The 23,684-nt window shown below is 64.6% G+C and carries 20 protein-coding genes and 2 pseudogenes; 11 read left to right on the top strand and 11 right to left on the bottom strand.

The features are described 5' to 3' along the window. Window positions 1–192: 192 nt before the first annotated feature. From GQ464_RS10805 to GQ464_RS10775, 7 genes are all read right to left on the bottom strand, one after another. A protein-coding gene (locus tag GQ464_RS10805; protein WP_166982020.1) for an IS3 family transposase occupies window positions 193–1,367 on the bottom strand; the annotation gives its coding sequence in 2 pieces (ribosomal slippage) (window positions 193–1,118 and window positions 1,118–1,367; 1,176 coding nt in all). Between the two features lie 169 nt (window positions 1,368–1,536). Continuing rightward, complete coding sequence (locus GQ464_RS10800; protein ID WP_166981333.1) at window positions 1,537–2,472, bottom strand: phosphoadenosine phosphosulfate reductase family protein; 936 nt, start codon at window positions 2,470–2,472, stop codon at window positions 1,537–1,539. Then, on the bottom strand, window positions 2,465–6,019 hold the full coding sequence (locus tag GQ464_RS10795; protein ID WP_166981328.1) for a hypothetical protein: 3,555 nt from the start codon (window positions 6,017–6,019) through the stop codon (window positions 2,465–2,467). The genes GQ464_RS10800 and GQ464_RS10795 overlap by 8 nt, the downstream gene beginning before the upstream one ends. Before the next feature lie 13 nt (window positions 6,020–6,032). Continuing rightward, window positions 6,033–6,944, bottom strand: a complete 912-nt coding sequence (locus tag GQ464_RS10790; RefSeq protein WP_166981325.1) for a DUF4007 family protein — start codon at window positions 6,942–6,944, stop codon at window positions 6,033–6,035. A 141-nt stretch (window positions 6,945–7,085) separates the two neighbouring features. Continuing rightward, the gene (locus GQ464_RS10785) at window positions 7,086–8,453 is read right to left on the bottom strand and encodes a M24 family metallopeptidase (RefSeq protein WP_166981321.1); all 1,368 of its coding nucleotides are present in this window, start codon (window positions 8,451–8,453) and stop codon (window positions 7,086–7,088) included. 66 nt (window positions 8,454–8,519) lie between these two features. Further along, entirely contained in the window at window positions 8,520–9,986 is a 1,467-nt protein-coding gene (locus GQ464_RS10780) for a CCA tRNA nucleotidyltransferase (protein WP_166981318.1), read from the bottom strand. 125 nt (window positions 9,987–10,111) lie between these two features. Further along, window positions 10,112–10,921, bottom strand: coding sequence for a Gfo/Idh/MocA family oxidoreductase (locus GQ464_RS10775; RefSeq protein ID WP_166981315.1), 810 nt, complete (start codon window positions 10,919–10,921; stop codon window positions 10,112–10,114). Between the two features lie 148 nt (window positions 10,922–11,069). Between GQ464_RS10775 and GQ464_RS10770 the strand changes: the two genes are divergently transcribed. Next, window positions 11,070–12,686, top strand: a complete 1,617-nt coding sequence (locus tag GQ464_RS10770) for an N-acyl-D-amino-acid deacylase family protein (protein ID WP_228350203.1) — start codon at window positions 11,070–11,072, stop codon at window positions 12,684–12,686. Between the two features lie 8 nt (window positions 12,687–12,694). On the opposite strand, the pseudogene GQ464_RS10765 reads toward GQ464_RS10770, so the two are convergent. Then, window positions 12,695–14,266 (bottom strand): annotated as a pseudogene (locus GQ464_RS10765) (hypothetical protein). Between the two features lie 51 nt (window positions 14,267–14,317). Next, window positions 14,318–15,112 (bottom strand): DUF6503 family protein, encoded by a 795-nt coding sequence (locus tag GQ464_RS10760; RefSeq protein ID WP_166981751.1) that lies wholly within the window; start codon window positions 15,110–15,112, stop codon window positions 14,318–14,320. A gap of 126 nt (window positions 15,113–15,238) precedes the next feature. On the opposite strand from GQ464_RS10760, the gene GQ464_RS10755 reads away from it, so the two are divergent. The 10 genes and pseudogenes from GQ464_RS10755 (at window position 15,239) to GQ464_RS10710 (ending at window position 21,264) form a co-directional block, all read left to right on the top strand. Next, window positions 15,239–15,571, top strand: a complete 333-nt coding sequence (locus tag GQ464_RS10755; RefSeq protein ID WP_166981755.1) for a YnfA family protein — start codon at window positions 15,239–15,241, stop codon at window positions 15,569–15,571. 61 nt (window positions 15,572–15,632) lie between these two features. Beyond that, complete coding sequence (locus tag GQ464_RS10750; protein ID WP_166981747.1) at window positions 15,633–15,983, top strand: type II toxin-antitoxin system RelE/ParE family toxin; 351 nt, start codon at window positions 15,633–15,635, stop codon at window positions 15,981–15,983. Window positions 15,984–16,001: 18 nt separating this feature from the next. Further along, complete coding sequence (locus tag GQ464_RS10745; RefSeq protein WP_166981743.1) at window positions 16,002–16,280, top strand: helix-turn-helix domain-containing protein; 279 nt, start codon at window positions 16,002–16,004, stop codon at window positions 16,278–16,280. A 505-nt stretch (window positions 16,281–16,785) separates the two neighbouring features. Next, a complete protein-coding gene (locus GQ464_RS10740; protein ID WP_166981738.1) occupies window positions 16,786–17,082 on the top strand; it encodes a DUF4440 domain-containing protein in 297 nt (98 codons plus the stop codon). Between the two features lie 217 nt (window positions 17,083–17,299). After that, window positions 17,300–17,890, top strand: a pseudogene (locus GQ464_RS10735) (IS256 family transposase); the annotation flags it as partial. 386 nt (window positions 17,891–18,276) lie between these two features. Further along, window positions 18,277–18,456, top strand: a complete 180-nt coding sequence (locus tag GQ464_RS10730) for a hypothetical protein (protein ID WP_166981734.1) — start codon at window positions 18,277–18,279, stop codon at window positions 18,454–18,456. 48 nt (window positions 18,457–18,504) lie between these two features. Next, window positions 18,505–19,679, top strand: a protein-coding gene (locus GQ464_RS10725) for an IS3 family transposase (protein WP_166982020.1) whose coding sequence is annotated in 2 segments (ribosomal slippage) — window positions 18,505–18,754 and window positions 18,754–19,679 — 1,176 coding nt in all. Because the reading frame shifts where the segments join, the coding sequence is not laid out codon by codon here. Between the two features lie 119 nt (window positions 19,680–19,798). Then, window positions 19,799–20,134 carry a helix-turn-helix domain-containing protein gene (locus GQ464_RS10720; RefSeq protein ID WP_228350201.1) on the top strand — a complete coding sequence of 112 codons (336 nt, stop codon included), beginning with the start codon at window positions 19,799–19,801 and terminating at the stop codon, window positions 20,132–20,134. Between the two features lie 260 nt (window positions 20,135–20,394). Then, a complete protein-coding gene (locus tag GQ464_RS10715) occupies window positions 20,395–20,994 on the top strand; it encodes a hypothetical protein (RefSeq protein ID WP_166981716.1) in 600 nt (199 codons plus the stop codon). Between the two features lie 102 nt (window positions 20,995–21,096). Next, window positions 21,097–21,264, top strand: coding sequence for a hypothetical protein (locus tag GQ464_RS10710; RefSeq protein ID WP_228350200.1), 168 nt, complete (start codon window positions 21,097–21,099; stop codon window positions 21,262–21,264). A 7-nt stretch (window positions 21,265–21,271) separates the two neighbouring features. Here GQ464_RS10710 and GQ464_RS10705 read toward each other — a convergent pair whose 3' ends face one another. After that, window positions 21,272–21,706: a PaaI family thioesterase gene (locus GQ464_RS10705; RefSeq protein WP_166981720.1), complete on the bottom strand. Its 435-nt coding sequence runs from the start codon at window positions 21,704–21,706 to the stop codon at window positions 21,272–21,274. Beyond that, on the bottom strand, window positions 21,696–23,471 hold the full coding sequence (locus GQ464_RS10700) for a SulP family inorganic anion transporter (RefSeq protein WP_166981725.1): 1,776 nt from the start codon (window positions 23,469–23,471) through the stop codon (window positions 21,696–21,698). The genes GQ464_RS10705 and GQ464_RS10700 overlap by 11 nt, the downstream gene beginning before the upstream one ends. Between the last annotated feature and the right edge of the window lie 213 nt (window positions 23,472–23,684).

The raw sequence follows: 23,684 nt of genomic DNA, 5'->3' as shown, positions 1-23,684 counted from the left end.
TTCTCCTGTGTTGGAGCAGCTACTGAGAGGGATCGCAAATATAGCACTCCTTCATTCAGTGAGGAGAATGTCACATCGGCGCAAGCCCTCGGCATTCCAAAATAGCGTCGTCGCTGCTCTGAAGGGTGCTCTTCAACAAGTACTATATGTTTGCCTAGCGCGCGAGTGGAGTTACCCCGCTTTAGTGGACAGTCAGCAGCTTTCGGCTGCGACCTGTGATTGGTGTCTTCTTTCGTAGCTCACCGGCGACTGATACTCCAGGGCCGAGTGCCGCCGATGCGGGTTGTACCACCCTTCAATGTAGTCGAAGATCGCCATCCGCGCCTCGGCCCGCGTCGCGAAGGCCTCACGGTCGATGAGTTCGCATTCAAGCGTAGCGAAGAAGCTCTCGCACATGGCGTTATCGTAGCAGTCACCGACCGAGCCCATTGACGGCTCCACACCCGCTTCCCGACAGTGCACCCCGAAGGCAATCGAGGTGTACTGCGACCCCTGGTCGGAGTGATGGATGACCGCCTCCGGCTTCCGCTGCTCAAGCGCCATCTCCAACGCGGCGACCACCAGCTCCGTCCTCAAGTGATTGGCCATCGACCAGCCCACGATACGGCGACTGAACGCGTCGAGCACAACAGCCAGGTACAGGAAGCCGGCCGCCGTCGGCACGTAGGTGATGTCGGCCACCCACAACTGGTTCGGCTCGGTCGCGGTGAAATCCCGCTCGACGAGATCCGGCGCGGGTCTAGCTCCCTCCCTCCGCCGCGTCGTGGTGGGTCCTTTGCGGCGGCTAATGCCGTGCAAGCCGGCTGCTCGCATCAAACGAGCTACACGCTTGCACCCCACATGCACGCCTTGATCCTTGAGTTCGGCATGGATACGGGGGGCGCCATAGGTGCCGCGGGACCACGCGTGGATGGCATGGATCTGCTCGGTCAGCATCGCGTCGTCTCGGGCTCGCTGGGAAGGGACTCGGTTGCGCCAGGCGTAGTAGCCGCTGGTGGAGACCGCCAGGACTGCACACATGACGCGGATGGGGAATTCGGCCTGGTGGGCGTCTATGAACGTGAAGATCGCTTCGGTATCACGTTCGTCTCCTGAGCAAACCAGGCCGCGGCCTTTGCCAGGATGTCGCGCTCCTGCTGGAGACGACGGTTCTCCTTGCGGAGTTGGCGCAGCTCCTCGCGCTCTCTCGAGGTGAGCCCGTCGGTGCGGGTACCCTCGTCGCGCTCAGCTTGTTTGATCCAGGTGCGGATGGTTTGTTCGGAGGGTTCAAATTCTTCAGCGAGTTCACGCGGGCTACGACCGGCCTGAGCCAGTTCGACGAGTCGCTGGCGGAACTCGGTAGGATACGCGGGACGTGTTCGTGGCATGGGGACCTCTTCGTTGTTCGTAAGTGGAAGATAGTCCACCAAACCGGGTTAACTCCAGCCAGGAATAATAGCTCCAATAAAGTCGAGAAAGAACGTTTGCAGGGCCTGTAAAAATTCGCTAGCCTTCATGATGTGTTCAATTGAACTGCGCAGGTGGAGAACATCACGCCTATAGATGGCAAATATTGCACCCCGCGCCGCTGTCTTCCAGGTCGCGCACCTCGTCGAAAAACTGCTCCATGAGCGTCACGTTGGCACGGCTTTTCCGGAGGCGTTCTTCGCGCTCCTTGGTCCGGCGCTTGATCTCGGCGATGCGCTCAGGCCGGGCCAGCTCAGCCAGCGACTCGGCATCCGACCAGGTAAAACGTTCTCCCGTCTCGGGGTCGATCTTTTCATACTCCATCGCTCGCTTGTACAGGTCCGGGTGGTGCTCAAGCAGGCCGACCCACTCGCTCTTGCGCTGGAAAAAGCAGAAGTAGCAGCCGCTGCGTGAACGCCATGTATAATAGTCCGGGCGGCCAACGCCGCTATCGTCGAGTATACGGTAGATATCGGCTTTTACGAGGCCATCTTCAATGAAAGGAAAAACGGTTTTGATGTTGGGCTTCGTGCTGATGTACCCTTTGCGATGCTGGAAATACTTGCGCTGTGTCTCTGGATCGACGCGCCATTCGCCTTCATCCGCTCGGATGCCGACGTAACTGATCACCGGGTCGTCGCCGATGTAGTCTTCGAACGGCTTCAACTTCAGCATCCGGGTGCACCACCGCATGTTCGGGCTAGGTAGAAAGCCGCCGTAGAGTTCGAGGTAGTGATCGAAGGGTGTCTTGTCCGGCTCGCCGGGCTTGCTCGGTGGCACGTTGGCACGGAGCCGCTGGATAGGCCGCCCGAGGTAGGCTTCAAGCCGGTCAAGGTAGTCGTACGTCTCGGCCAGCTCGGTACCGGTGTCACAGAATACATACTCGGCCTCTTCCAAAGGCGGGCGCGGAGGAAGTCCCTGCTTGCCGAGCGCCCGGCGCCAACGCTCGGGGTCGTGCAAATAGATGGCGAGCGCACTACTATCCTTTCCCCCGCTGAAGGCGACGATGTGCCGGACTTTACTCATGGTCTTTATAAGTTTTTTCTCGTTCGGAGAGCAGTTCGTTGGTTAATTGAGCCAGGGCGGCAATTTTTGTTTCCAGCACTACGTCTTCTGCATCGATGGCTTCGCGAAGACGCCGATAAACAGCCGTGATGATGTCGTTATCCTCTGGATGGATACTGATCACGTGTTCGTGCTCATCCTCGTACTGTACGGTGACGCTAAGGCGCACCCGCTTGAGAATCCGCGTATCCGCTACCGGTGCTTCCGGTTCAGGCGCTTCCTGATCAGCCTCGAAGGCAATAGGTTCAAGCGTGTGGAACCGACGAGCGACTTCGCGAAGCGCAGTGCCGAAGATCTCATGATCCTCGTCGCTCCATTGTACCGGCGGCCGTTTTGCCAGAAGCGCAGCCAGCGACTCATACCAGCCCTGCGTATCGAGAATCTCGTCGGTGGCCCGGACGAGGAAGGCCTTCAGGCGCGTATCGGTAGCATGGGGAAGCAACGGCCGTGCTCGCTCCGCAAGCTCATGACGGCGTTCATCCGCCGATTTCGCGTGAAGCCGGAAGACGTGGGCTATCTGCGTCTGAAGGTCTGCCAACAACCCATCATAAGCCCCACCTAGTTCGCGCAGCGCTTCCTGTAGGCGCTCTGCGAAGGTCTCCACATCGTCCAACCGGGCGTCGTCATCGACCAGGAACGAGCGGACACCGCAGGCGTGTGGCAGATCCGAAAAGAGCAAGGTCGTTGGTTCGACGGCATGATGCAGGGCCTCACGCACATTCAGGGCTGTCTGCGAGAGCGTCGCCGTCTTGCGTACGTAGGGCGGTAGACCGTGGACACGACCAAGCAGACGAAGCACAAAGGGCAGCGGCTTTTGCTCTGCTGCTGTCAACCCTACGAGCGGAGCTAGCCGACGAAGTACCTCTTCCCGCGCCCCTTTGATCTCCACCCACTGCATCTCGAACTTGTCCGGGCTTTTCAGCAGGCGCTCGATAGTCTGAAAATCGATCCTGGAGACAAACGTGCCGTTCTCATACACGGCGATCTCGTCTTCAGCCGCCTTGTATACCGCGAACAGGAAGACAGGGATCAGCCCTTCACGCACCCCATAGGGAGGCTGTCGGAGAACCTCGTAGAGTTCCCGCACCGACACACGCTGTCCTTTGGCCGCTCGCAATATATTCGTGATGGCATCCCAAACCGCCGCGCAGCCGGGTCGTTCATCCGGATCAGGTCGTGCAAAGTGCCAGCGCTCCGAATTATCGGATACCGGGCGGTGCATGCCCGTGGCCTGGAGGATCGAGGCGTACATCCCATACTCTGCCGGATGCTTCTCAATGCCGAGCCGGTAGAGGTCGCCTCGCTCGATCATCGCTTCCAGCAAGAGCTTCAGGCCTTTGACAGCGCTCGAGGAGGGCTGGTGGCGGTTGAGCAACTCATTCCAGATCTCCGGTGTCCGGGAAAAGATCTCGTCGCATATCTGACTGAGCTTATCCTGTAACGCACGCTCGTTTTGCAGTCGGAACACCTGTCCCTGGTAGATCCAGGTGCAAGGGTTTCGGCCCTCAGCGTCGGCGACGAGCAAGGTGGAGAGACGCTGCTCGACGAGGCCGCTCAGATCAGCAAGCTGTTGGTCGACCTCGCGGCGTGCCACGTCGTCGCCGTCCAGTGCATCATCATACTTGCGTACCCATTCGAGGCATGCCAGCTCGCGCACCACCTCGCGCAGTGCCGCCACGCCATCAGGTACGGCCACCAGCGTCAGCGGATCATCGACGGCTTCTTGCAGGGAGGCCATCAGGTGCTCTGTGTCGCCGTCGTGCTCGGGTAGCACGTAGATGATGCGCCCATCGGCCCGCTTGTGCGGCTGCTGTATGAGTGACGGCCAGGCTTCGTCGGAGGCGTACAGGACCTCGAAGACGCGGGTCGTGCCGGTGCGGTATGAGTGGCGGCGGGCTATGAGCGGCGTCGGCGGTAGCACGTCGGCTAGCAGCTTGGCCAGGGGCGTGCGGGCCGGGACGTGCTCGCGGGCCTTCCGGAGAGCCTCCTCGAGATCAAAATCGCTGCCCTGCCAGATGTGGTACTCGTCTTTGAACGAGCGATACGTCACGAGCCGCTCCGCCTTGAGCTTCTCCAGCGTGCGATCCACCGCCTCGGAAGGCGCATCGGCGGTGGCACGGAGGATCTCCGCCGTAGGAGGTAGGCCAGCCAGTGGACCGGCAAAGCTGAGAAGCGCGATCTGCTTGAGCAGGCGCACCGCAAGCTCTTGAGGGTCTTTCAGCCGGGAGAGGGCCGCCTCGGTTTCGGCCCATAATTTGCCGACGCGGTCGTTGAAAAGCGCTGCGCCGACGGCCCCCATGAGGTAGTCGTAGAGGTGATCGAGGCGATAGAGGGGCACCCGTTGCGGGGCATCGCGCAGCTGGTCTTCTTTGGCAGCATTAGGCATCGAATGCGCCAGCACATCCAGGAAGCTCCCCGGCTCGCCCGAGGCGAGGAAAGCAAAGAGCGAGCGTTCGTTCTGAGCCAAGCGCCGAAACAGCGGACCTACAATCATGCTGACAGCCGGATGCAGCGGGAGCGCCTCGCCTAGATGCTCCCGTACCTGCTCTCGGTCCAGGCTCGGTTGCAGAGTAGCCGCGCCGAGTAACCGGTCAATTACGGCCGGGGCGTCGCCGGGTAGCATAGCCGGGTCCTCGACCTGGACGGCATGCGCCAGCAGGCGCAGCATCTCACCGACCGGTTCAACGAAGGCAAAGTCCTCAAAACGACCTTGTACTTTGCGCCACTCGTCACGCTGTGCCGTGCTCAGACGACCGGCATAACGCTCAAAGGCCTGATGCAAGATGGTGAAAACGAGAAGCGGAGCTGCCGTCTCTGGCGTGTCGCCCGTCCGCGAAGCTCGTTCAGCTAGACGCTGCAGCACGTAGAGGTCGCTTCGCTCGGGGTACAGGGCTGCATACTCAAGCAGTTTACCTAGCTCGTCCACGATCAGGAGCACCCCCCCGCCGGTAGCTTTATGCACCGCTGCCGCCGCCCGCTGGTACAGATCGACCACAACGTCATCACCCACGTCCTGCAAGGCGGCAGCTTCCGCTTCCCGAGCGACCTTTTGAAGCACCGTACGGCACGTTTTCACCTCTTCGCTAGGTCGGCCTCGATGCCGAGCAAAGGTGGCCACAAAAGCCGAGACACCCTGCGCCAGCCCACGCAAAAGGGCGGCTCCCAGCGACTCTCGCGACCCCACGACCAGCACCGGGCAAAACGCGCCCACACGCGCAGCGCGTAGCTTCTCAGCAAGCCCCGCATCGGCTTCCTTGAGTTTGGCAAATGCTGCATCATTGCCTCGCAGAAGATGAGCTGTAAATAGGGCAAAGGCGCTTTTCCCGCCACCGTACGGTCCTGTGATGGACCAAGCCCGGCCAGCCACAGGCGCAGCAAGCGCGTCGGCCATGCGGTCAACCAACTCGCGGGCTTTTACCGTGACGATGTAGCCATCAAGGTTTTGAGCACCGTAGAAATCACGGACCAGGTTGATGCTGCGTTGAAACGATCCCCTTATAACAACCATAGGATTCAGATCTTCATGATGCCGTATGCAGGACACGGGCATAGTAGCGATCGAGCATAGCCTGCGGCGTTACGCCCGGCGTACGGTAAAACTGTTGAAGGCCGGCTGTGTTGTCGTAGCGGAACGGGACCTCATCAAACGTCTCGATCCGATTGACCAAGTCAAAAGCTTGCTCCTCGCTCAGCAGGAACACCTGCCCCGGACTCGCTCGCCGAAACAGCACTTCCTGCGCCGACAGTGTCTCTGTCTCTGGAAAGGTTTGGTCCCAGTAATCGAGCACCGCATACGCGAAGATCTCCGGCGGTAGGCCACGCTGCCGACCTTCACGCAGGTAGATCACGCCGCCGTTTTCGTAGAGTAAACCCAGCGAAGCCAGGGGGCACCCCGCTACATCCTCCAGGTGTATCCCCTTCGAACGCGGCGCGATGTACGTGTTCTGAAGGCACTGCAGGTCGCGATGTAATGTCGAAGCCGATGGCATCGTGCCACCTCGCTCGGCCAGCCATCGCTCGAGGACGGGTTGCAGGTTGCGTAGCTCGAGCGCACCCTCACGCCAGTGACCGAAAACGAAATGCCATAGCGTGGCCCGTTCAGGCGACCGGCAAAGTAGCCAGTGTAGTAGCCACAGTGTCGCAGTGTCCTCGCAGTAAGGATCCGCTCCATCGTCGCCAAGCAAGTAGATCCCGAAGTCGGACACGCGCAGAGCCGTTCGGTCCTCTGCATCGGGGTCCGGCTCCAGCACCCCCGTCGCTAGGCCCCAGTGCCGGATAGAGCGGACCATGTTTTTACCGACGCCAAACTCCGCAATGGCTTCATCGGAACTGAATATCGTAGGTCGCCGATTGACGGCATCAGCGGCCTTTTTTAGCCAGTTGAACCGTAACGGGAAGGTTTCGTGACCTGAAAAAGAAAATGTAGTCGCCATTCAATTTCGACATGAATTATCCAGGATTCAGCAAATACAGTGCGCGGAGACGGTGTAAGGTAATAATGAGGGAAGGTAACTCAAACCGGGTTGTTCAGTTTTCGCCCTGACGGTATCTCCCCCCTCCCTTCGCGTGGCGCCTCACTCGTTGGCGCCGGGGCGGGGGATGAGCCAGAGGCGGGTCTGGCGGCCGTCGAGGTAGCGGGTGGTGGTGCCGTCGAAGTAGGCGTCCTCTTCGAGCATGATGCGCACCTGCTGCCCGCCCCACTCGGGCACGGGGACGGCGGCGTTGAGCTCGATGGAGTGGGCCGTGTGCGGGAAGAGCGGGTAGTCGCCCCGGCCGGGGACGCCCTCCTGCCGGTCCCACAGCCCGATGGTGGGGCCGGCGCCGTGGCCGTGGTAGCCGATGGGGTGCGTGTAGATGGTGGCCTCGATGCCCTCGGCGCGGGCCCGCTCCAGCGCCGCCCGGAGGATCGCGTTGCCCGTCCGCCCGGCCACGAACTGCTCGGTGAGGATATCCTGGAGGCGGTTGCCCACGGCGAGGGCCCGGCGCAGGCCTTCGGGCGCGTCCGTCTCGCCGGGGCGCAGGACGTAGGCGTGCTGCTGCGTGTCCGTGTTCAGCCGCAGGTACGTGAGGCCGAAGTCGACGTGGACCAGGTCGCCGGGGCGGATGACGGTGACGCCGGGGCGGGCGGAGAAGTCGCCGTCGCGGGCGTCGCCCTCGGGCCGCTGCACGTCCACCGACGGGTGGAACCAGGCCGTCAGCCCCAGCGACCGGACGCGCTCGCGGAACCACCATGCCAGGTCCTCGGTCGTCGTTACGCCCGGCTGGATGGCCCGCTCGGAGAGGCCCTCGGCGATGATCGCGTGGGCCAGGCGAACGATCATCGGGTAGACGGCCATCTCCTCGGGGATGCGCGTCTCCAGCCACCCGACGGCCAGCCGCTCGCCGCTGACGAGGCGGTCGTGGAAGCGGGCGGGCAGGGCTTCGCGGAACGCCTCGTACTCGGTGGCCGTGAGGCCGTCGGCCAGGGCGAAGGTCGCGGAGCGGTTCAGGGCGATGGTGGCAGGGTCGCGCTCGGCGATGAGGGCCGCCAGGCGCCGCCACTGGTCGGGCTCGGCCGCCGGGTCCCACGCCCCCGTGAAGAGCCGCCCGACGTCGTAGCGGGCCACGGCCAGCCGCTCGACGCCCGCCGCCGGCCCCCGGTCGAAGAACACCAGGATGGTGCGCCGCCGGGCCGAGAGCCAGGTGGCCGGCAGCATCGTGCGCAGGACCGGGTCCTCGTTGTACTCGCGGGCGATGAGGATCCACATGTCCACGCCCTCGCGGCGCATCAGTGCCGGCACCACCGTATCGAGCCGCCGCTCGAGCCAGTGGTCCACCACGGCTGCCTGTTCCCGCAGCGGCAGGATGACGGGGACGGCTTCCTGGGCCGCCACACGGGCGGGGAAGACGGTCAGGGCCAGCAGCCATACGGCCGGCACGGCTCGTATCCGCAGGGGGGTCATGGCATGTACACCGGCGGGTTGAGATACGGGTGGAAAATACCGGACGGCGGGCTTCGGTGCCGGCTCTCAGGCATCGGCCAGGATCTCATCCTTGATCCGCATGAGGTAGTCGAAGGCGGCGTCGTGCTCGTTCGGGATGACGCCTTCGAGGATGGCCTCGCGGACGGCCTCCTTGAGCCGGCCGACGACCGGGCCGGGCTTCAGGCCGAGCGTCTGCATGATCTCGTGCCCGTCCACGGGCGGCTGGAAGTTGCGGAGCCGGTCCTTTTCCTCCACCTCGGCCATCTTCTTTTCCACCTCGTCGAAGGCCCGCAGGTAACGGCGCACGCGGCGCGGGTTCTTCGACGTGATGTCGGCGCGGACGAGCGTCATCAGGTCGTCGATGTCGTCGCCGGCGTCGAAGAGGAGGCGGCGCACGGCCGAGTCGGTGACGTTTTCATCGACCAGGGCCACGGGGCGGTGGTGCAGGCGGACGAGCTTCTGCACGTAGCGCATCCGTTCGTCGGAGGGCAGGCGCAGGCGGCGGAAGATCTTCGGGATCATACGGGCGCCCACGTCCTCGTGCCCGTGGAAGGTCCATCCGATGCCCTCTTTGAAGCGTTTCGTCTTCGGCTTGCCGATGTCGTGCAGGAGGGTGGCCCAGCGGAGCCAGAGCGTCGCTTCGCCGGAGCGGCCGCGGGTGAGTCGGATGAGGTTGTCGAGCACCTGGAGCGTATGGTCGAAGTTGTCCTTGTGCCGGTAGCCCTCGATGGTTTCGACGCCTTTGAGGGCGGCCAGCTCGGGGAAGAGGGGTTCGAGCAGGCCCGCCTCGAAGAGGAGGCGCCAGCCGGTCGAGGGGCGGGGCGAGGTCATGATCTTCTGCAGCTCGTCGGTGATGCGCTCCTGGCTGAGGATGCGGACGCGGTGGGCCTTGCGCTGCATGGCCGCGAAGGTTTCCGGGTGGATGGTGAAGCCGAGCTGGGCGGCGAAGCGAGCGGCCCGGATCATCCGGAGGGGGTCGTCTTCGAAGGTCTGGAGCGGGTCGAGCGGGGTGCGGAGGATGCGCCGCTCGAGGTCGCGCACGCCGGATCCGTCCAGGTCGATGAGCTCGCCGAAGCGGTCCGGTGCCAGGTGGATCGCCAGGGCGTTGACCGTGAAGTCGCGCCGGCGCAGGTCGTCTTCGAGCGTGCCGTCCTCGACGAGGGGTTTGCGGGAGTCGGCGCGGTAGCTTTCGCGGCGGGCGGCGACGAACTCGAGCACGAGCGCCTGGTCGCCGGGCAGGAAGCCGGCGAGGCGGAGGGCGGCCGTGCCGAAGCTGGGGTAGACGTGGGCCGTCTGCCCGCCCAGGGCCGCGGCGACGGCCTCGGCCAGCCGGATGCCGGTGCCGGGGCCGACGGTGACGAAGTCGATGTCGGTCGTCGGGCGCCCCAGCATCACGTCCCGCACCACCCCGCCGACGGCGTAGACCGCCACGCCCTGGCGCTGTGCCACCTCACCGACCTGCCGGAGCAGCGGTTCGTAAGGGTATTTCTTGAGCCTTCGGGAAAGGTTCATGGCGTCTGATTCGCTGTCGCTCCGCGTCGGTTGCTCGTTTCGGTTGCGTCGTCCGGATTGCCGGCGGGGAAGATAACGCACGAGGCGCACAGGACGTTCATCCGGCCCCGATTCCCGGGGGTGGGCTATCGCAGCCGTTGCATCACACGTTCGATGAGCCGGAGCGTGTGGAGGCCGTCGAGCAGGCTCACCGGCGGTGTGGTGCGTTCGTGCAGGGCTGCCAGGAACGCCCGGGTTTCCGCTTCGAGCAGCGCCGGCGTCCCGGCGTCGTCCTCGCCGGCCGCCAGGAGGGCGTCGAGGGGAGGGCCGTTGCCGGCGGCGTAGAGGTGGAGACCGTGGGGAGGCTCCGCCCGGCGCACGTGGGCCTGGGCCAGGGCGCCGTTGTGAAACCGCAGGGTGAAGGCCACGGCGTCGAGGCGGGCCGCCTCGCTCCGGACGGCCTCGGCGTCGACGCGCTGGGCGGTGCTGCTGCGGGCCAGGGTGCAGCACAGGTCGACCGCGTCGGCCAGAAACGGCAGGGCGGTCTCTTCCGGGCCGGTTCGGATCGACAGCACGATGAGCGCCGCCCGCCAGGCCGCCGGCCGGGCTGCCAGCGCCGGGTGGAAACGGAACGGGCGGCTCACACCGGTCTCGACCCCGGCCTCTTCCGCCAGCCGCAGCATGGCCTCGGCCTCACGCAGCGAGGCGGCCGGCGGCCATTCGGTGAAGAAATGCACGCCCTGCCGGGCCGCTGCCGCCGCCACGTGGGCGTGTACGGCTGCCGGACCGGTGATGAAAACCACCTCGGTTTCGTGGAGGAAGGCGTCGAGCCCCGGCAGGTCGGGATCTTCGGGATGCAGGGTGAACGATCCGGTGAGGACCAGGCCGGGCATGCTGCGCACCACGCCGGCGCGGATCTCCGCCCGTGTGCCCGATCCGATGATCCCAACCCGCATACCGCGTGCCGAACGATTGGATGAATCGAGGTCTACGACGTACCTTGTACCGGGCACAATTTATGGCAAAATGAGGATGTTCCGGGCAAAACTTTGCGAAAAGAAGCCGGTTGGACGGGGTTCCGTATCATGAACCATTGTTACGAGCATGTTTCTTTCGTTGCGTATTTGTGGTATGGCCGGGCTGGTGCTCGGCCTGGCGCTCGGTGTGCAGGCCCAGCCGGTCCGGCAACCGCCGGAGTTTACCCTGGTCCTCGAAGGCGGCACGGTCTACGACGGCCTGGGTAACCCCCCCGTCGTGGCCGATGTGGGGCTGGCGGGGGATCGCATTGCCGCCATCGGGGATCTGGCCGGGCGTCACGCCGCCTTCCGGCTGGACGTCCGCGGCCTGGCCGTCGTCCCCGGCTTCATCGACATCCACAGCCACGCCGACGGGCCGGCACCGGAAACCAGCCCCATCTTTGCCCGCCCGCTCGCGGAGAACTACCTCCGGCAGGGGGTGACCACCGTCATCGGGGGGCAGGACGGGGCCTCGCCCTATCCCCTCGGGCCGTACCTGGACCGGCTCGCCGCCGCGCCGGCCGCCGTCAACTTCGGCGCGTTCGTGGGGCACGGCACCGTCCGGGCCGCCGTCATGGGCGAGGCGGACCGGGCGCCCTCGGCCGAAGAGCTGGCCCGCATGGAGACGCTGGTCGCCCGTGCCATGGAGGACGGGGCCTTCGGGCTCTCGTCCGGCCTCGAATACACGCCCGGCGCCTTCGCCCCGACCGAAGAGCTGGTTGCGCTGGCGCGGGTGGCGGCCCGGCACGGCGGCCTCTACATCAGCCACATCCGGGACGAGGGGGGCGGCCTGCTCGAGAGCGTCGCCGAGGTGATCCGCATCGGTGAGGAGGCCGGCCTGCCGGCGCAGGTGACGCACCACAAGGTCGTGGGACCGGCACGGTGGGGGCGGAGCGCCGAATCCCTTCGCCTCCTGGACGAAGCCCGCGCCCGCGGCGTGGACGTCTCGAGTGACGTCTATCCGTACACCGCCTCCAGCACCGGCCTGACGATCCTTTTTCCCGCCTGGAGCAAAGCCGGGGGCACCGAGGCGCTGCTGGCCCGCCTGGCCGGGTCCGAAGCCCGCGCCCGCATCCGCGACGACATTGCGCGGCACCTGGCCGAGGAACGGGGCGGCGACCCGGCGACCGTGGTGCTGGCGAACTGCCCCGGCGATACGACCCTCAACGGCAAGAGCCTGGCGGACGTGCTCGCGGAACGGGGCCTGCCCGTCACGCTCGAGAACGCGGCCGATCTGGCGATGTCGATCCAGGAGCGGGGAGGCTGCACCGGCGTCTTTCACTCGATGAGCGAGGAGGACGTGCAGCGCATCCTGCGCCACCCCTACACGATGGTTTCCTCCGACGGCGGCATCCCCGCGCCGGGCGTGGGCGTGCCGCACCCGCGCAATTACGGCGCCTTCGCCCGGGTGCTGGCCCGCTACGTGCGCGAGCTCGGCGTGCTGACGTTCGAGGAGGCGATCCGCAAGATGACGAGCCTGCCGGCCTGGCGGCTCGGCCTCACGGACCGGGGCGTCCTCCGGGAAGGGGCCTTTGCGGACATCGCCGTGCTCGACCCCGCCGCCGTCGCCGACCGCGCCACGTTCACCGACCCGCACCGCTATGCCGAAGGGGTGGTGCATGTGCTGGTGAACGGGCGGGCCGTCCTCTACGACGGCAAGCTCACGGGCGTTCGTCCCGGTCGCGTCCTGCGGCATGCGCCGTAGGAGCGCTTTCAATGGGCGGTGGCGGAGAGGAGCGCCAGCTCGCTGCGGACGCCGGGATCGGCGCGGTGCCAGACGGCGTCCAGGTCGGCCCGGGCCTGCCGGGCGGTGGTGGGGTCGCCGGCGRCCGCGSCKGSRCRSSYYRRSSSCTGTCTCTTATACACATTYTGGRGSGCCCGTGCCAGCGCGGCCTCGAACCGGGCGCGGGCCTCGGCCGGCCGCCCCGCCGCCAGCAGCAGCTCGCCGTAGAGCTCGTGCGCCGGCTTGACGATGTCCGGCGGGCCGTATTCGTAGGGCAGGGCTTCCTCCCGGGCGGCGGCCTCGGCCAGCAGCGTGAGGGCTTCTTCCACCTGCCCTTCGGCATGCCGGATCAGCGCCTCCAGCTCCATTTCCATGACGGCGGCCTGCTCCATCGCCCGGGCGGTCACGTTGCCGTCCACCACCGCCCGGAGGGCCTCGCGCGCGGCGCGGGCGGCGGCCAGGTCGCCCGTGGCGACGGCCCGCATGCCGGAGGCCAGGTGGTGCGCGGCGATGCTGGCGGGGTCGAGGCCGGTGAGGTCCACGGAGAGGGTGGTCGCGTCGTCGTCCCACCGGCGCGTCTCGACGAGGTGGGCGGCGCGCATCCGGGCCAGGTGGTAGCGGGTGCGGCGGGAGCCGCTGGCGGCGGCGTCGGCCTCCATCACGCCGAGGATACGCCGCGCCTCGGCATAGCGCCCCTGCTGCAGCAACCCGTAGTGGAGCCACCAGAGGGCGTGGTAGTTCCGGTCGTCGATGGGCAGCCCCTTGCGCTCCACCCGTTCGTAGGCGGCCTTCCACGACGCCTCGTTCATCGCCACGGCGTCGTCCCACAGGCCCAGGGCGACGAAGATGTGGGAGGGCATGTGGAGCGCGTGCGCGGCGTCGGGGGCGATCTGCGCGTAGGCCCGGGCCGCCGGCAACCCCAGCGGCGCGTGGATGGGGTCGTCGAAGGCGTGGATCAGGTAGTGGGCCGCGCCGGGATGGCGGGGGTTGGCCTCGAAGACGCGGTCGGCCACGGCGGCGGCCCGCATGTAGGTGCGGAAGTCACGGCCGTCGTGGCTGGTGCCCAGGATCGCCAGGGCGTAGAAGGCGGCGGCTTCGAGGTCGTCCGGATACGCCTCGTGGAGGCGGCGCATGGCCTCGGCGTAGGCGTGGTCGCGCGCCCGCTTGTCGCCCTCGCCGTAGAGGACCTCGACGGCGGCCAGGTAGGCTTGCTCCCGCGCCGTGGGGGCCTTCGCGGCACGGGCCTCGGGCGTGGGGCCGAGCCGGGCCAGCACGGCACGCGCGGCGGCGGCGTCCTGCTGCGCCCACAGCGGGTGGTTGTACGTCATCGCCTCGCCCCAGTAGGCCAGGGCGAAGTCCGGGTCGAGGCGCTGGGCCTCGCGGAAAGCCTCGGCGGCATCGTCGTACTCGAAGCTGTGCAGCAGCAGCACGCCGCGCAGGAACGCCTCCTGCGCCTCGGGTGCCCCGCTGTTGGGGAAGTCGACGTGCCCGAGTCGTTGCGGCTGGGCCATGGCTCCGCCGGCGACGAGGCCGAGCCAGAGGATCAGAAGAAGGTGGCGCATGGGATCGGGGGTCGGGATGGAGAAGGACGGGCGAAAGCGGTCAGGGCCGGGTCAGCCTTCCGGCGAGGCGTCGACGACGGCCCCCTCGGGGCGGGCGAAGCGCTCGGGCGGCGGGGCCGGCGCTTCGAAGCGGACGTTGTGGAAGGCGACCTCGGCGCGGGGCTCGCCGAGGCGGTCGCCCTCCCAGCGGTAATACGTGGCGTGCTGCGGCACCACCAGCCCTGCCACCTCCTGCCAGCCGTCGTACACCAGGGCGCCGTAGCGGGGCGGGTCGTCCGGCTCCACCTCGCGGCCATACGTCACGGTGTAGAGCACCAGGTGGAGGCGCTTCGTCTCGGGGTCGAAGTAGGCCACATACTCGTCGTCGGGCGAGTCGCCCACGCCGGGCGCGTACGTCACCCGCACCACGTCGTACGCCTTCCCGTCGAGCGTGCGTTGCCCCAGGGCCTCGTGCCGCGTGCCGGGGTCGGCCAGCACGAACGGCAGCGCGAAGAAGTAGAAGTAGGTGCCGCTGTAGAAGCGGGGCGGTGCGCCGTAGTTGAGCGCCTCCCGGTCCGGTGTGATCCACACGTCCTGCCCGTCGAAGCCGATCGTGTAGGCCTCGCTGGTGATGAGCACGCGGCGGCTGTGCAGGTCGATGAGCTGGTGGTCGGTCCAGTCGCCCCGCTGGAGGTCGTATTCCAGCGTGCCGTAGCCGCGCCAGGCGTCGAGGCCGCCGTGGGCTTCCAGGTACGGCGCCAGCACCGCCGGGACGGCGGCCTCCGGAGCGGCATCAGGCGGGGGCGCCTCGGGCCGGGGCTCGCACGCCGCCAGCACCAGGGTCAGCAAGAGGACGAAACGCATCATGGCAGAGGAAGGGGGAAAGGAGGGAAGGGAACGGAGGATTGTGTCAATATACGATGCAGCGTGCCCGCCTACATCTCGATCCGGGTGGCGCGTAGCCCTCCGTCCCCTTTGCCAGTCTCTATGTCCATGACGCTGCTCAAGACCCTCCTCCTGTTCATCGTCACGGCACTGGCCGAGATCGTCGGCTGCTACCTGCCCTACCTGTGGCTGCGCGAGGGGCGTTCGGCGTGGCTGCTGGTGCCGGCGGCGGCCAGCCTGACGCTCTTTGCCTGGCTGCTCACGCTCCACCCGCAGGCCGCCGGGCGCATCTATGCGGCCTACGGCGGCGTCTACGTCAGCACCGCGCTGGTGTGGCTCTGGGCCGTCGAGGGCCTCCGCCCCACCCCCACCGACCTGGCCGGCGTGGCGCTGTGCCTGCCCGGCATGGCCCTCATCCTCTTCGGCCCCCGCCCGGGGTGAAGCGTACGGCGGTCGGAATCCCTGCCGTTGACAGCGCGTACCTATTCTGGTACATTGCGGCATGGAGAAGATGCCTCGCCTCCGGGTGGCGTTCTTCCGGACGGAGTCTGGCCGAGAGCCCGTACGCCAATGGCTCAAAGCCTTACCCCGGGCGGAACGCAGGGCCATCGGCGAAGAGATCAAGACGGTGCAGTTCGGCTGGCCGCTCGGCATGCCCCTCGTCCGGAAGATGGAAGCGGACTTGTGGGAAGTGCGTGTCCGGCTCGGAGACAGAATCGCGCGTGTCTTCTTCACCACGGAGCAAGACGTGATGGTGCTCCTGCACGGCTTCATCAAAAAAGGCCAGAAAACCCCGAAAAAAGAACTGGAACTGGCGAGAAAGCGCCTGGCGCAGGTGAAAGCGGAGAGATAGAACCCAGAGGTGACCGTCATGAACCCCCATATCGGCAGTGACTTCGACGACTTTCTCGAGGAAGAAGGCATGCTGGCAGAGGTGGAAGCGGCCGCCCTCAAGCGCGTCCTTGCCTACCAACTCCGGCAGTTGATGCAGCAGCAGCAGTTGACAAAAACCGAGATGGCGAAGCGGATGCGCACGAGTCGGGCGTCGTTGAACAGGCTGCTCGATCCCTCGAATCCCTCCGTAACCCTGCAAACGCTGGAACGGGCGGCCCGCGCGCTCGGAAGACGACTACGGATAGAGCTCGAATAGCGACGCGGCGATCACCGGCCCCCGCCCGGCGTGAAGCGTACGGTGCGTGCGTCAAAGCCGGATCGCACGGGGAAAACGATAGCGGAGGTCATGGTAATTGGGGGCATGGCTGCCCTTAGCGAACGGCCCCCGTGTAGCCGCGGATCTGGACGCGTTGCGCGTCCCGTCAGCCCGGGCCCTCCTGTAGCCCATGGGGCGCACCTGTGAAGGGTGCGGCTACATCGCGCTTCACCATGACGCCTTCAATAGCATCGACCAACGCTATACAATCGGCTTGCTTCGAGCGCACGAGGAAAACCGGGGCTTTTACGATTCCATAGCAGTGCTGGCAAGACCTGTTGAGATTATATGGCTGGCGGCATATCGCCAGATATATCCAGGCTGTAAGTTATTGCCTCACCATCGCTTAACGGGTATATTGACGCGGTGATACATAAGCTGCGGGGCGTGTTGTAACACGTATCCTGGCGGGTTAATAACTGATGTTAGCCGACGGACACGACATATGCTGAAGCAGAGATCGGACGATGAGGAAGCCATTCGGAACGCGGTGCGAGAGATCAACGACCACTGGCGAACAGGGGACTACGACCGCATTGGTGCTCGGCTGGCGGGCGATGCGGTCATCGCTCTTCCGGGCTTTGAACGACGGGTTCGCAGCCGTGACCACTATGTCCAGTCATATCGGGACTACGACCAAGGTGTAAGGACTCTGGACTTCGCAGCCGGCGAGTCGCAGGTTGACGTGGTCGGGGATGTGGCGGTGGCAGTTACACCGTTTGAGGTCGTGTATGAAGTCTAGGGTACCCGACATCAGGAGAGCGGGCACGACATCCTTGTATTCTCGCGCTTGCACGGGGAATGGATGGTGGCGTGGCGAACGATGCAGATAACCGCAGCGAAAACAACGCCGGTTGACGATGCCGGCTAACAACAGCATGCAGCGGACGGGGGTGTGTAAATTATTTTGTGTAAGGAGCCATAGCTTACGATCCGCTCACCGACAGACTTGACAAGCTATGGCGATTCCCAAAGAACTCCTCGAACACTACGACGAACCGGAAGACCTGCTCGCCCAGGGCGGCTTTCTCCACCAGCTCACAGGCCGCCTCGTCGAACGGATGCTCGAAGGCGAGATGACCGACCATCTGGGCTATGAGCACCGCTCGCCAGCCGGCAAGGGCACCGGCAACAGCCGCAACGGCCACTCGAAGAAGACGCTCAAAGGCGACCAGGGCGACGTCGAGATCCGTGTGCCGCGCGATCGAGGCGGGACGTTCGATCCACAGATCGTCCCGAAGCACAAACGACGCCTGCCCTCTCTCGATGAGAAGATCCTCTCGCTCTACGTCCGCGGGATGACCACGCGCGAGATCCGGGGGCCCCTCGAAGAGCTCTACCACACCGGGCTTTCGCCGACACTCATCTCGAACGTGACGGCCTCGGTGCTCGATGAGGTCAAGGCCTGGCAGTCGAGGCCCCTGGAGGCGCTCTACCCGATCGTCTACCTCGACGCGATCCAGGTCAAGGTACGCGACGAGGGGCAGGTCCAACGCAAGGCCGTCTACCTGGCGCTCAGGATGAACCTCGACGGGGAGAAGGAACTGCTCTGAAGAACCGGGGGGCGCTGCCCTCGGACGAAGCCGTGTTGAAGCTCATGTACATGGCCTTACAGAAGCTCTCGCAGAAGTGGACGCGCCCGATCCAGAACTGGCCGGCGGCGCTCAACCGCTTCGCGATCGAGTTTGAAGGCCGCGTGCCGTTACCCTGACCAGCGGCTCCTTACACAAAAAACTTGACACCCTCGCGGACGGCGCTGCGCGCCGCCGCTGATGCCAAACGTTATACCGCCCCACACTTCGCTGAGAAGACAGGCCCAAGACTTCCTTTATGCCGGTTGTTCTTGTGTTCGGAATCAAATCCGCCGGGAGGCTTTTTCGCCTGAGGTGGTTAACAAGACGACAGTGAGCGTCTATACATTTCAGCATGGTAGGCTGTGTCTGCTGATCTGATCAACACGCTGCTCATTCTCGGTGCATCGCACGGCTTGTTTCTGGCCGTTCTCCTGGCCACCAAAGAGACGAACTCCGCCGCCAACAAAGTACTGGCGGTGGCTATGTTGGTCTTCTCTATCTATCTCTTGCAGGGCGTTTACTATGCGCGGGAGTGGAGTTAACCCGGTTTGGTGGACTATCTTCCACTTACGAACAACGAAGAGGTCCCCATGCCACGAACACGTCCCGCGTATCCTACCGAGTTCCGCCAGCGACTCGTCGAACTGGCTCAGGCCGGTCGTAGCCCGCGTGAACTCGCTGAAGAATTTGAACCCTCCGAACAAACCATCCGCACCTGGATCAAACAAGCTGAGCGCGACGAGGGTACCCGCACCGACGGGCTCACCTCGAGAGAGCGCGAGGAGCTGCGCCAACTCCGCAAGGAGAACCGTCGTCTCCAGCAGGAGCGCGACATCCTGGCAAAGGCCGCGGCCTGGTTTGCTCAGGAGACGAACGTGATACCGAAGCGATCTTCACGTTCATAGACGCCCACCAGGCCGAATTCCCCATCCGCGTCATGTGTGCAGTCCTGGCGGTCTCCACCAGCGGCTACTACGCCTGGCGCAACCGAGTCCCTTCCCAGCGAGCCCGAGACGACGCGATGCTGACCGAGCAGATCCATGCCATCCACGCGTGGTCCCGCGGCACCTATGGCGCCCCCCGTATCCATGCCGAACTCAAGGATCAAGGCGTGCATGTGGGGTGCAAGCGTGTAGCTCGTTTGATGCGAGCAGCCGGCTTGCACGGCATTAGCCGCCGCAAAGGACCCACCACGACGCGGCGGAGGGAGGGAGCTAGACCCGCGCCGGATCTCGTCGAGCGGGATTTCACCGCGACCGAGCCGAACCAGTTGTGGGTGGCCGACATCACCTACGTGCCGACGGCGGCCGGCTTCCTGTACCTGGCTGTTGTGCTCGACGCGTTCAGTCGCCGTATCGTGGGCTGGTCGATGGCCAATCACTTGAGGACGGAGCTGGTGGTCGCCGCGTTGGAGATGGCGCTTGAGCAGCGGAAGCCGGAGGCGGTCATCCATCACTCCGACCAGGGGTCGCAGTACACCTCGATTGCCTTCGGGGTGCACTGTCGGGAAGCGGGTGTGGAGCCGTCAATGGGCTCGGTCGGTGACTGCTACGATAACGCCATGTGCGAGAGCTTCTTCGCTACGCTTGAATGCGAACTCATCGACCGTGAGGCCTTCGCGACGCGGGCCGAGGCGCGGATGGCGATCTTCGACTACATTGAAGGGTGGTACAACCCGCATCGGCGGCACTCGGCCCTGGAGTATCAGTCGCCGGTGAGCTACGAAAGAAGACACCAATCACAGGTCGCAGCCGAAAGCTGCTGACTGTCCACTAAAGCGGGGTAACTCCAGGGGAACCACAGCAAAGCGTGTCGCAAGGTCCAGCAGACAAAAGTACTGGCTACGAGAAGTCCGGCCTCACGGAAGCACAAGCCGAGGCCTACATGAGGCAGCTACTCCGGCTGATGGAAGAAAAGCAGCTCTTCAAAAACAGCCTACTGACGCTTGCGGATCTGGCCGCCGAAATGTCCATTTCGGCGCACAATCTTTCCGAAGTGATCAACAGGCAACTGGGCAAGAACTTTTATGATTTCGTCAACAGTTATCGGGCCGAGGAAATGATGCGGCGCCTGCGGGATCCCCAGTTCGCTTCTCTCACGATTCTGGCGATTGCCGAGGAGTCTGGGTTTAACGCCAAGTCCACCTTCAATGCTTTTTTCAAGAAGTACACCGGCCTAACGCCGTCCCAGTATAGAGCCCGACACAGGAAAGGGGCTTGAACGGCGGGAGCCCCTTTTTCTTTTCTCCGGCTCTCACGGGTTCCCGCAGACCTCAGCGTTCTGGCAAAGGATCGTGCCGGGGTCCGTCTCCATGGGGTCGTATGTCTTGCGCGCTGTCAACAGGTACGCTCCCATTGGCATGGACGACAGAGCCGGGGTCATGTGAGTATCTTCGCGTTCGCCAGGTTCTCCGCGAGCACTTCATGCAGACGGTGAGCTACCAGGCGATAAGATCCATGCTAACTCACGAGAGAACAACGATGATGTGGCTTTTTCAATTTTTCCGATGCGCTGTGGTGCTCGCTCTGATGTTCTACTGCGTCAGCGTGGCCCAGGGACAGTCTCGCCAGGAAGGTTTCTTTGTAGCGTACGAAATTCTGGAAATGGCGATGAATGAGTTCAGTAACTTTGCCGGAGAGGTTGGCTATCGACTCAATCCCAAGTACCAGATGCGCCTTACCGTGATGGAGGTCAATTTGACGGAGCGCCACCTGTCGAGCAAATGGGAAGCTGCGGCAGTTGATGGGGAGAACGTCGAGGGCTACTTGCGTGGCTATGAAGCCCACATCGATCGCTTTTTTGCCGGGAATTGGTACGTGAGCGGAAGTGTCGGCTACTATGAGGATAGGTATGCGCATACAGAACTCGACGAATCCCTGGAGAATCGGACGTTCACGGTCGGAAGCGGGATAGGGTACGCCAGAGCGAACCTGTTTGGCATCAGGGGCCTGTATGTTAACTTTGACATCCCCGTACGGTACTACTTCAATCATATAGAAAAGACCCAATGGGGTGATACGACCATCAGGCCGCATGTCGTCGTGAATAATATTTGGCTCTTTGTGGGCTATAAATTCTGATATGGTCCCAACGGGGGCGTAGATTCAGGGTTAGTTGAAATTCGATAAAGCAAGGGGTTCCTTCCTGTTGCCACGTGACCTTCGTCACCAGAAAGGAACCCCATGAAAGCAGAGCTTCCACACCACGATACGACACACGAACCACGTACGCCAGAGCCCCCCGCTGAGGCGCCCCGCTGCCTCAGTGACGTGCTGCGCCATGGCCTCGACGTCAAACTGCATCTGCTCATGCACTACGCGGAGCTGGCCCGCCCCGGCGCCAACGAGTGAGGCAGCGCTACACGTACCCGATCGCCTCGGTGAGCGGGGTCGTGCCCGGCATGAAGGTGCCCGTGCCGCGCCCGACGGTCCGCCCCCGCGCGTCGGTCACCTCGGCCTCGGCGATCAGGAGCCGCCGCGAACGGTGGACGACGCGGCCCCGCGCCCGCAGCACGCCCTCGGTGACCGGGCGAAGGAAGTGGACGTGGAACGCCGTCGTGAGCACGAACACGTCGCGCACGAGGGAGGCGGCGGCGAAGAAGGCGGCGTCGTCCATCGCCCTGAAGTAGGCCGACCCGTGGACCGCCCCCGCCGCGTGGTACAGGTCCGGCCGCACCGGGAGGACGACCTCGGCCGTGCCCTCGCCGATGGTGATCTCGGGCGTATAGTACGCATTGCACGGCGCGGCCCGGTACATCCGCTCCAGGCGCCGGTAGTGTTCTTCAGGAGACATGGGCGGAGGAAGGATCGATCGAGGCCGCTGCCGGCGTGTCCTCCATTTCGCGCCGCACCTCGGGCCGTGCCTGGGGCGGGCGTTCGCGGGGGGGCAGGCCCAGCACCTCGTAGGCCCGGTTCAGGGCATCGTCGATGTTGCCGAACACGTTCTCCTCACCCACCCGATCGAGGAAGCCCGAACGCTGCATGACCACGAGCGGCTGGGCATGGACGCCGGAGAGGACCAGCAGCGTCCCTTCGCGCCGGGTACGGGCCAGCACGTCTTCGAGCGCCATCAGCCCCGTGGCGTCCAGGGAAAGCACCTTGCGCATCCGGAGGATGAGCACGCGCGGCGGCTTCTCGATCTGGTTGAGGGCATCCTTGAATTTGTCGGCCGCCCCGAAGAAGAAGGGACCATTGATCTCAAAGACCTCCACGCCGTCCGGTACGTACCGGGAGCGGATCGCATTGGGATCCTCCTCCTCTTCCTCCTCGGCCAGCAGGGTGCGGGTAATATAACCGACCTGGGTGACCTCGGCCATCCGGCGCATGAACAGCAGGGCGGCCAGCAGAACCCCCACCTGGATGGCCACGGTCAGGTCGATGAAGACCGTCAGGAGGAAGGTGCTCAGCAGCACCAGGACGTCGCTCCGGGGACCTTGGAAGAGTTTGACGAACAGGTGCCATTCACTCATGTTGTAGGCGACCACCATGAGGATGCCGGCCAGCGTCGCCATCGGGATCAGCGCGGCCCACCGGCCGAAGAAGAGCAGGATCAGGAGCAGGGTCAGGGCATGGATCATACCGGCGATGGGGGTGCGCCCCCCGTTCTTGATGTTGGTGGCCGTGCGGGCGATGGCGCCGGTGGCCGGGATCCCGCCGAAGAGCGGCGAAGCCACGTTGGCGATGCCCTGCGCCACCAGTTCCATGTTCGACCGGTGCCGCCGGCCTGTCATCCCGTCGGCCACGACGGCCGAGAGCAGGGATTCGATCCCGGCCAGCAGGGCGATCGTCAGAGCCGGCGAAAAGAGGCTGGTGAAGGTGGTCCAGTCGATGGAAGGGAGCCGGGGCGTGGGAAGGGTAGCAGGCACCGCCCCGAACCGGCTCCCGATGGTTTCGACGGGAAGATGCAGAAGCTGGGCAAGGAGGGTCGTCACGAGCAGGGCTACCAGCGACCCCGGAACGCGCGGCGTGACGCGGGGCCAGTAGACGATGATGCCGATCGTCAGCACGGCCAGCCCCACGGCATAGGGGTTGACCGTGCCGAGGTGTTCGGCATAGGCCACCCACTTTTCCACAAACTCGGCGGGGACTGACGCCATCTCCAGGCCCAGAAAATCCCGGACCTGCCCGGCGGCGATGATCAGGGCAATGCCGGCGGTGAAGCCGACCGTAACCGGATAGGGAATGTACTTGATGATCGTGCCCAGACGCGCCAGCCCCATCAGGATCAGGAGCAGCCCGGCCAGGATCGTAGCCACGGCGAGCCCGTCGTAGCCGTATTGCTGCACGATGCCGTAGACGATGACGATGAAAGCCCCGGTGGGTCCCCCGATCTGCACCCGGCTTCCGCTCAGGGCCGAAATGAGGAAGCCGGCGACGATGGCCGTGTAAAGCCCCTGTTCGGGTTTGACACCCGAGGCGATGGCAAAGGCGATGGCCAGCGGAAGGGCCACAATGCCGACGATGACGCCGGCTTGCAGGTCTTTGACGAACTGGTCCCGCGAATAGCCTTCCCGGAGGACGGTCAGGAGTTTGGGCTCCAGTCGGGTCGGAGCGAACATGGCATGTGGTGAGCAGGGATGAGGCGGGGAAACGGAACGGTGCAAATTGCCCCCTTCAACCTTGTCCACAGTAAAAGATCAAGTGCTGATGTGATGATTCGTCGAAGTTTTTTCGAACGGTGTCTCCGCGGGTATCCGCAAGGTACTGGCGTGTGAGGAGCGCCACGGGTACGCTGCCTTTCCCGTGCGAAGGTTGCGCCCGCCGGAGGCGTT

Origin of the sequence: Rhodocaloribacter litoris, assembly GCF_011682235.2 — a bacterium.
Lineage (GTDB): Bacteria > Bacteroidota > Rhodothermia > Rhodothermales > ISCAR-4553 > Rhodocaloribacter > Rhodocaloribacter litoris.
Note: the sequence above shows the minus strand (reverse complement) of the source record. Positions and strands in the feature narration are given on the sequence as shown.